This is a genomic window from Acinetobacter sp. 243_ASPC (assembly GCF_001054715.1).
In the GTDB taxonomy this organism is placed as follows: domain Bacteria; phylum Pseudomonadota; class Gammaproteobacteria; order Pseudomonadales; family Moraxellaceae; genus Acinetobacter; species Acinetobacter soli.
In genome coordinates this window covers 20497-27040 of sequence record NZ_JVOR01000107.1, presented here as the reverse complement: position 1 = coordinate 27040, position 6544 = coordinate 20497, and the positions used below count along the sequence as shown (strand labels likewise).

General features: G+C 41.1%; 5 protein-coding genes. 1 reads left to right on the top strand and 4 read right to left on the bottom strand.

All coding sequences use genetic code 11. From position 1 onward, the window contains the following. Both ADA42_RS14710 and ADA42_RS14705 read right to left on the bottom strand, forming a co-directional pair. Positions 1-1738 (bottom strand): Ig-like domain-containing protein (locus ADA42_RS14710; protein WP_048765969.1); only part of this gene is annotated, 1738 nt, incomplete at its 3' end. Positions 1739-2232: 494 nt separating this feature from the next. Then, positions 2233-3732: a cation:proton antiporter gene (locus ADA42_RS14705; RefSeq protein WP_048765966.1), complete on the bottom strand. Its 1500-nt coding sequence runs from the start codon at positions 3730-3732 to the stop codon at positions 2233-2235. Positions 3733-3931: 199 nt separating this feature from the next. Here ADA42_RS14705 and ADA42_RS14700 point away from each other — a divergent pair, with 199 nt between their 5' ends. Continuing rightward, positions 3932-4489 carry a hypothetical protein gene (locus tag ADA42_RS14700; RefSeq protein ID WP_048765963.1) on the top strand — a complete coding sequence of 186 codons (558 nt, stop codon included), beginning with the start codon at positions 3932-3934 and terminating at the stop codon, positions 4487-4489. Positions 4490-4512: 23 nt separating this feature from the next. Here ADA42_RS14700 and ADA42_RS14695 read toward each other — a convergent pair whose 3' ends face one another. Continuing rightward, on the bottom strand, positions 4513-5415 hold the full coding sequence (locus tag ADA42_RS14695; RefSeq protein ID WP_048765962.1) for a neutral zinc metallopeptidase: 903 nt from the start codon (positions 5413-5415) through the stop codon (positions 4513-4515). Positions 5416-5432: 17 nt separating this feature from the next. Beyond that, complete coding sequence (locus ADA42_RS14690; protein WP_004940916.1) at positions 5433-6353, bottom strand: DUF808 domain-containing protein; 921 nt, start codon at positions 6351-6353, stop codon at positions 5433-5435. Positions 6354-6544: the final 191 nt, after the last annotated feature.

The following is a 6544-nucleotide window of genomic DNA, read 5'->3' as shown; positions in this document are numbered from 1 at the left end:
CTGGCGCTGTGGTATCCAGTACGATTGGATAAGCACCTGAATCCGGGCTCGACTGGCCTGCACCATCGGTCTGTTTCGCAATCAGGTTCTTGGTGCCGTCTGCACCTAGATCCGTCGTGGTCACACTCCAGGTCCCGTCTGAAGCCACTGTGGTTGAACCCACTGCCGTGCCGTCAACATATACCGTCACCACCGCACCCACTTGCCCGGTACCACTGATGGTCGGCGTGCGGTCATCTGTGGTCTGGTTCTTCTGCAGATCTCCTGTCACATCACCCTGATTATCTGTCACGCTCTGAATGGATGGCGCCGATGGGGCTGCACCCACCACCTTGAATTGCCATGCCGCGCTTTGCGGTCCTTCGTTACCTGCTGCATCCACACCACTGGCGGTGAAACTGTGCGGTCCTGCACCAATCGGTGTACTTGGCGTGAAGCTCCATTTGCCATCTGTACCCACGGTCGCACTGCCTAGGTATGCGCCATTGTCGTAGACTTTCACGATCGCTACCGAGGCATCTGCCGTTCCTGAATATGCCGGACGGGTGTCATCGGTCAGACTATCTGGACTGTTGCTGATGGTGCCCTGAATCGCGCCCACATCATCGTACAGATCCAGCACCGTGACTGCATTTGCCAATGGCGGGATGGTATCTACGGTAAAGTCAATTGCTGGACTCTTACCGCTTTCATTTCCCGCTTTATCTGTTGCTGTGTAAGAAATACTGTGTGAGCCATCTGCTAGCGCAGGTGATGGTGTAAATGACCATTTCCCATCTGAACCCACTGTGGCTGTACCCAGTTTGGTAGCGCCATCATAAACGGTAATGATATCGCCCGCAGTGCCTGTACCCGTTAATGTTGGGGTATTGTCATTGGTCGAACTGCCAGCAGTAATTGGGCCAATGACAGGTGCAACATCATCTGTAGCATTTGGAGCAGTTGTTGGCGTATCTGGTGCGATGGTATCCACGGTAAAGTCAATTGCTGGGCTCTTACCACTTTCATTTCCCGCCGCATCTTTAACTGTATAAGTAATGCTATGCGTGCCATCGGTTAATGGTGTGGTTGGTGTAAATGACCATTTACCGTCTGAACCTACGGTGGTAGTACCCAAAACAGTATTGCCGTCATATACCGTAATTGTCGTGCCAGCTGTGCCTGTACCACTAATTAAAGGAGATGCATCATTCGTGGAGCTACCGTTGCTTACATTGCCAGTGATTGGTTGTTTATCGTCAAAGACAGTTGCTGGAGTGGTAGGTGTTGCAGGCGGGTTAACCACAGGCGGGTTATTGTTATCGTTATCACTATCTCGATTATGCGCCCACCACAAGATACCACCTGCAGTTACTGGAACGGCTGCCCATGCCCATGGACTTGTTTCACTGTGACCATATAATAAAGGCTCGATTGAATCGATTGGTTGATACGCCACATTTTCAAGCAGGGCGCCTTGTGCATCTGTGAATTGTACCCAGATCAGTTTATTAGAATCATCTTGAAAAACTAGGCTATTGTCTGTAGGACCTTCCGTACTGAAAAAGTCGTCAATAACGATGACTTCGCCATTCTTGAGCTTAATGATAGCACTGGTACCATCACGGGTTACTTCTTGAACATCATCTGCTGAAACCTTAACCAATACAACAGATGCTTCTGTGAGTTTAGCGGAGTTTCCTGTGATATCTGCCAATACGGCATGCGATTCTTTAGCGATAATTTGTATGTTTGGCATGACTTTCATCTCTCTCGTATGCTTTATATTTTTTAATGTGCTTCCCCACACCGTGATGGCTTACTCAAAACAACCATCTTTTATGATTTTTGCACGTAATCCATACCATTAAACATTCAAAAAAGAAAAAAATAAATACAAAAACAGCTCAAAAAACAAAAAAAAGTGATAACTGTTTCACATAAATTATGCTTATATTTACCTTATAGTAAATTTTTTATTTTAATTAATTGATTTATATATATTTTTTATAAAAAAAATTTCACTATCGAACAATTTTGATACAAATCTCTGATATAAGAATCTTATAGAAAACTTGGGCAACCACTTTAGACTCAGTAATTGATTTAAAAAGTGTGAAAGAACCGAGTTCAATCAGCTCAATCACAATTTTTAGCTCATTGAATAACATGATGTATATTTTTATTTAAACTATACTTATTCATAAATTCTATTAAACAATCGAATGATCAAATTATGAATACTCGATATATTTAAAAATTATTCGGATTCTCCAGTCTTTTCGCTTCTTGTACTTTTGTGGGGTTATGCACTGTCGCAATACCATCTTCGGCTTTCTGATCGGTTAGTTTATCCATGTCGTAAATGGTGATCGTTTCGTTACCATATGCATCCTCGCCTACAATATACTTATACCCTTTGCGGTTCATTTTGTGGCACATACGTTGATACCAGCCTTTAAATCCTTGAGTTTCTTCATTAGGATTATAATAAAATGCATTCATCACAGCAGGTAAACCAAGTCCACAAACCACTCCCGACATCAGCACACTAATAAAGGTATACCCAATTAAAATACTGCTGTAATCTCGTAGCTCAGGTACGTTGGCGACCGCAAGAATCAAGGCCAATGAAATTCCACCTCGAACACCACCCCACGATAAAATTGCCAGACTGCCGTTGTAACTCTTATGCTTAAATGACGGGAAAAAAGAAAACGAGAGAAAATTTGCAACAAAGCGCGAAATATGTAAAGCGATAAAGGCGAAGATTCCACCCAAGATCATGCTTGTACTTAAATCTAGAATAAAAAGCTCAAGACCAATCAAAGTAAATAAAAATGAGTTAATAATGCCTTCTACGGTGTGCCAGAAATGGTTCACTTCTCGAATTTCACGTTCTTGTAAAATTTCTTTCCACTTATTTCCAACAATCAAGCCGCCAATCACACAAGCAATCGGTGCCGATGCATGTGCGAACAATGACACCAAATAGGCACCACTTGCCAATAACGCTGTCGTCAGAATTAAAGATTCCATCTCGTGCTTACCACGCAACAGACGTAAAATTCCGACACCAAATGCCCACCCAATAATCACAGCGACCACGATTTCGTAAAGAAAGTTTTCGATTGTGCCCACCAAGCTAAAGTGCTCCCCTTTAAGTACATTTAAAAGGGTCATAAACACGGCGATACACATGGCGTCATTAAAGAGTGACTCACCTTCAAGTTTAACAATCAGGTGATGCGGGGCGCGAACTGAACTTAATACCCCTTTGATACCAATCGGATCTGTTGCTCCCAATGCAGAACCAAGTAACAGTAAAACCAGAATTGGAACAGGATTTCCAATCAAGTATTGAAAACCAAACAATAAACCTGCGAACAAGACAGCACAGAGCACCAACGCAATAGTCGCCAAGATACCGATTGGCTTCCAATGATTGCGCAAATCTGAAATTTTAAATTTGAGTGCTGAGGAGGTTAAAATAAAACAAATCACACCATTGATTAGGAAATCATAAAAATCAATACTTTTTACTGCATTTTCAATATTATGAATATTAATGGTAATAAACTGGTTGCCATTTAACAGGCTGGCTCCCCATTGCAAAATAAAAACTAAAACAGCCGAAACAATCGGCACACCAATCGCCTGAGGGAAATTTAAAATACGCTTATTAAAAATTGTGGTTGCAATCGACAGCGCAAAAATAACCGTGAGAACTTGAAGGAGAAAAAAACTACCCATAAATATCCTTATGGATCATATAAATAAACAGATCTGTAATTTTACTTAAATTTACTTTGGATATTGCCAAAAATTAACTTTATTAACAAAAAAACCATAATGTTTAGTTTTATCAAATACTTAAGATTAGGTAGAAAACTTCTTTGTGAATTGAATCAAATCAGTTATTTTAATGGCGTTTAAAAGGAAGTCCTCGCACATGCATCAATCGATTAAAACTGTTGTTCGGCTTGTCTCAGCTACCTGTATTTTTTTAATTACGGCGGCACTCATCTTAACCTTTTATAGTAAAGCAAAGGAAATCTGGAATGCCGAGGATGAATATACCCACAAACAGATTTCACAGATTCAAAGTGATGCGACACATACTTATCGTCTATTAAGTAACAATAAAAAGCCCAATCAAGCTTTTTATATTGTGCTACAAGATCGCGGATATATCGCGAAATTGAATTGCGAACATTATCTTGCAACCTTATGTACAGACCGCTATAACGAAATTGGGACACGTGTAATTCAGGATGCAACGTTTCAAACCTTTGGTACACATAGTTATCTTGAGAAAATACGTTATATGGATACCCAGACCAATATGCCTAGCTCTTACACTTGGTCTGAGCAAGACATCAAGTCATTGTATGCTCAAGATATGAGCAATTTAAAATATGTACTTTTTGGCGTCGGTATTTTTGCCTTGATCGCTCTATATTGTAGTTACCGAATTCTTCGCAACTTCAAGCAGTTTCTTAAAAAATAAAAAAGAAGGTGTCACCTTCTTTTTTAAATTGAACGACTATTGAATGTATCACACTGATTCAAGTCACCACTTTTTAATCCAGTTTCAAACCAATGCATGCGCTGTTGACTGGTACCATGGGTAAAACTATCAGGGACCACCTGCCCTGTTGCACGCTTCTGAAGATAATCATCTCCAATTTTTTGTGCTGCATCCATGGCTTCTTCGACATCTCCAGCCTCTAAAAATTGCGTGCGTTCTTGATTTCGATTGGCCCATATTCCGGCAAAGCAGTCGGCCTGTAGTTCAAGACGTACAGAAAGTTGATTGGCTTGAGTACGATTAGCCTGTGCTTGCGCACGTTGTACCTGAGAGGATATACCCAATAAATTTTGAATATGATGTCCTACCTCATGTGCCACGACATAGGCCTGAGCAAAATCGCCTGCCTGATCTTGTCTGCTCAGTTCAGTCTGATTTTTATCGCCTGATATCCCCATTTGTTGGCGCATCTCTTTAAAGAACTGTGTATCGATATAAACTTTTTGATCACTTGGACAATAAAAAGGCCCCATCGCCGACTCCGCAGTACCACAGGCAGATTGAACGCGGCCATTAAACAACACTAATTTTGGCGCAACATAGCTTTGCCCCAGCTGTTGGAAGATGGGCGTCCAAGTGTCCTCTGTATCTGCCAAAATTGTTCCTACAAAATCTGAGGCTTCTTTTTGTTCAGCAGATAATTGCTCTGGTGCTGTACCCGTCTGACTTTGTGCGGCTGTTATCTGCTGAGTTGCCTGATAGGCTTGTTGCGGATCGACACCAAAAAATTTCCATGCCACAAATGCCACCACCAAACCGACGATACTGATGCCACCCACTTTAGCACCACCACTCCCACGGCGATCTTCTACATTGCTACTGACTCGTCGACCTTTCCAACGCATAGATCATCTCCAATCGTTTATGCGGCTTTCGCTTTCATTTTTTGAAATACGGTTACAATCATAAACACGATCAAACCTGCCAGCATACCTATTCCAAAATTAATCAACGTTGGGGTAATCGCACCAATAATATTCCCAACTGTGGGAATCATTTCTAAATGATCACTGGTTTCTTCGCTAAAGTGATGAATCAGTGGAATCGTATGCGCAATAATGCCACCTCCCACTAAAAACATCGCAATCGTTCCAACCACAGACAAGGCTTTCATTAACCAAGGTGCAAATACCAACAACGCATTCCCAAGTTTTTGTTTAAAAGACGAACTTTGCTTGGTCCAGTACAAGCCCAAATCATCAATTTTTACAATCATGGCAACAAAACCATAAACACCCACAGTCATTACAATTGCGATAATACTGAGTACCATAACTTTGGTCATAAATGCTGCTGCGGCAACAGTACCTAATGAAATCACCACAATTTCGGCAGAAAGAATAAAATCGGTGCGAATAGCACCTTTTATTTTTTGTTTTTCAAAAGCAGCTAAATCAGTTTCATCGTTTTGTTGTTGTGGATCTGTGTGTTTTTCAGCGTGTGCTTTTTTTGAAAACAAACTATGAATGACTTTTTCAATCCCTTCATAACATAAAAATAAACCACCAATCATGAGTAACGGATTAATGAGCCAAGGTGCGACCACCGAAATTAATAATGCCAGTGGCACCAAAATCAGTTTATTAATAAAAGAGCCTTTTGCTACGCCCCATACCACCGGTATTTCACGCTCGGCGCGAACACCTGTTACTTGCTGGGCATTTAACGCCAGATCATCTCCCAATACGCCAGCGGTTTTTTTCGCTGCCATTTTACTCATGAGGGCAACATCATCCAAAATCGTTGCAATATCATCGAGAAGTACAAGTAAGCCAGTTGCCATTTTTTATCCGAATTGATTTTTATCTCTCTATTGTAAGACGATTTTTTTGAATTTCTGTAATTTTAACCGATAGATTGACAGGATTATTTTATGAAAAGTACCGTGGATTGCTGACGATTTATTTTTATTTCCCGTACAATAACCCCATTCTTTTATATTGCAGCGGCTTAGCCTCTGAATAAACCCATTTA

Bases quoted from the DNA above. Each gene is read 5' to 3' on its own strand.
- ADA42_RS14695 (WP_048765962.1), bottom strand. From the start codon at position 5,415: ATGCGTTGGAAAGGTCGACGAGTCAGTAGCAATGTAGAAGATCGCCGT.
- ADA42_RS14690 (WP_004940916.1), bottom strand. From the start codon at position 6,353: ATGGCAACTGGCTTACTTGTACTTCTCGATGATATTGCAACGATTTTG.
- ADA42_RS14700 (WP_048765963.1), top strand. From the start codon at position 3,932: ATGCATCAATCGATTAAAACTGTTGTTCGGCTTGTCTCAGCTACCTGT.
- ADA42_RS14705 (WP_048765966.1), bottom strand. From the start codon at position 3,732: ATGGGTAGTTTTTTTCTCCTTCAAGTTCTCACGGTTATTTTTGCGCTG.